The sequence below is a fragment of the Bartonella sp. CL70QHWL genome (genome assembly GCF_042194855.1).
Taxonomy (GTDB): domain Bacteria; phylum Pseudomonadota; class Alphaproteobacteria; order Rhizobiales; family Rhizobiaceae; genus Bartonella.
The window spans coordinates 1-2253 of sequence record NZ_JBHINJ010000065.1 but is presented as its reverse complement, the minus strand read 5'-3'; the positions used below and the strand labels follow the sequence as shown (position 1 = coordinate 2253).

At 38.5% G+C, this 2253-nt stretch carries 4 protein-coding genes; all 4 read left to right on the top strand.

Annotated elements, in window-relative coordinates:
* Positions 1 to 49: 49 nt before the first annotated feature.
* Entirely contained in the window at positions 50 to 430 is a 381-nt protein-coding gene (locus tag ACFIJZ_RS09640) for a hypothetical protein (RefSeq protein WP_273791750.1), read from the top strand.
* A 69-nt stretch (positions 431 to 499) separates the two neighbouring features.
* A complete protein-coding gene (locus tag ACFIJZ_RS09635; RefSeq protein WP_375631926.1) occupies positions 500 to 1243 on the top strand; it encodes an antA/AntB antirepressor family protein in 744 nt (247 codons plus the stop codon).
* Between the two features lie 15 nt (positions 1244 to 1258).
* A complete protein-coding gene (locus ACFIJZ_RS09630; protein WP_375631928.1) occupies positions 1259 to 1804 on the top strand; it encodes a hypothetical protein in 546 nt (181 codons plus the stop codon).
* Positions 1801 to 2253, top strand: a 453-nt coding sequence (locus tag ACFIJZ_RS09625; RefSeq protein ID WP_375631924.1) for a hypothetical protein, incomplete at its 3' end; no start/stop codon positions are given. The genes ACFIJZ_RS09630 and ACFIJZ_RS09625, both read left to right, overlap by 4 nt.

Below are 2253 nucleotides of genomic sequence, written 5' to 3'. Positions count from 1 at the left end.
TCCATATCTTAGAAAATAACTTTTGCCAATAGGCAGTATGGAGGCATTTGTGAATAAACCAGTGTTTATAAATTCTGATGAAATTCTCTTAGTGATGTGCGAAAATGAAGAGCAAAATCTCGCTAAATCTGGTCCTTTCTTAGAAGAAAGTGACATGATCAAATTTATCGACCAAGCCGATAATGCTGTCCAAATTTTGCGTATTGAACCAACGACTAATCGTTGCGAAGATATCTCTGAAGATATTGCCGAATTCTATCTTAAAGAATGTGAAGAGCAGTGTTTCAACGGAAACATTCCTCACGATTTTATTCTACACAGCACAGCATACGGTTTTTTTTTAGATGATATAAAACAGCGCGAATATGATGATGCAATGTATGGTTCTTACGAACAACAACACCGTTTGCGTCCTTGTGATGTGCTTTAAAAGCTAAAGGCGTTTTTAAAAGACGCCACCTTCTCTTATCAATATTGGTAATTCAAAGAGATTATAAAAATGGATAATCCTATCACTATTACAAATAACACCATTAACGAAGAAAGCGTTCAAACAGTCAACGCACGTGATTTGCATAGTTTTTTAGAAGTAGGTAAAAAATTTGCGGACTGGATTACTGAACGTATCAACAAATATAATTTGGTAGAAAATCAAGACTTTGTTTGCTTCCCTATTTTGGGAAGCAAAGGAAGGGGTGGTCACAATCGTAAAGACTATCATCTAACTCTAAGCGTAGCCAAAGAGCTTTCTATGCTTGAAAACAATAAGAAAGGTAAACAAGCCCGTCAATATTTTATTGAATGCGAGCGGCGTGCAAAGCAAGTTGTTACACCACAAATCGATTACTCAAGTCCACAAGCGATGATTGGCTTTTTGAATTACCTACAAGGTCAAATAAGTCAAAAAGATACTATCATTGAAGATTTAAAACCAAAAGCCATGGCTCTTGAAAGCTTACAACGCTCTGATGGGCTCTTCGGTCTTACTGAAGCCGCTAAAGTGCTCGAAATGCAACCAAAACAATTCATTCTCTTCCTACAGAAAAAAGGATGGGTGTATCGACGCACTTTCGGGGCTCACTTATTGCCTTATCAAGATAAAATCCAAAAAGGACTAATGGATTGTTCTACATACACTATTCAAACAACAGAGGGGACAGAAAAAGTTATACCCGCAGCAAAAATAACAGCAAAAGGAATTGGTGTGCTGTCTCAAGAGCTTAAAAGACAAAGCATGCATTAAGAGAAAGTTATTATGATAAAAAAGAAATACGAACTGACTGATGAAACAATCGAAGTTGATGGCAAAATCCTTCACCGCATTCGTGCACTGAGAGATTTGGGGGACGTCAAGAAAGGTGATCTTGGCGGCTATATCGAGAAAGAAGACAATCTAAGTCATGATGGCAATTGCTGGGTTGGGGGTTATGCCAAGGTTTATGATGATGCTAAGGTTTACGAAAATGCACAAGTTTACGGTTATGCCGAGGTTTACGACAATTCTCGTATTTATGGCAAAGCAGAAGTTTTCGATGAACCATGCATTTATGGTCATGCAGAAGTTTACGGTGATGCATATATTTGCGGTGAACCGCACGTTTTTGATAATGCAGAAGTTTATGGCAATGCACAAGTTTACGAAGAGCCACACATTTACGATAGGGCGCGTGTTTACGGCAATGCGCATGTTTCCGGTGATGCGCATGTTTACGGTCATGCAAAAATTTACGGTGATGCATGTGTATGTTGGGACGACTGGATTGATGGCGATAAAAGAATCTCAACTGGAGAAAAGACCAGATGAAAAAATACGAATTTACTGATGAAAAAACTGTGTTTGATGGAAGAACTCTTCACCGAATTAGAGCATTAAGAGACTTTGGATATGTCAAAAAAGGTGACCTCGGCGGTTTTATAGAAAAAGAGAGCAACTTAAGCCATAAGAGAGACTGTTGGATTTTTGGCAATGCACAAGTTTACGGTGATGCCAAAGTTTATGATGATGCGCGGGTTTATGGGAATGCACGCGTTTATGACAATGCACAAGTTTATGATTATGCCGAAGTTGGTGGTGCTTCTGTTCGAGATAATGCCAAGGTTTTTGACTATGCGCGGATTTATGGGAATTCTGTTATAGGGAAAAGTGTACACGTTTACGGAAATGCTAAAATTTACAATCAAGCATATATTTGCTGTCGTGTAAACATTGCTGGAAATTGTAAAATTAGTGGCTCCACCGTAATCGTAGAACGT

Coding starts and splice junctions, on each gene's coding strand:
- ACFIJZ_RS09635 (WP_375631926.1), top strand. CDS start 500: ATGGATAATCCTATCACTATTACAAATAACACCATTAACGAAGAAAGC.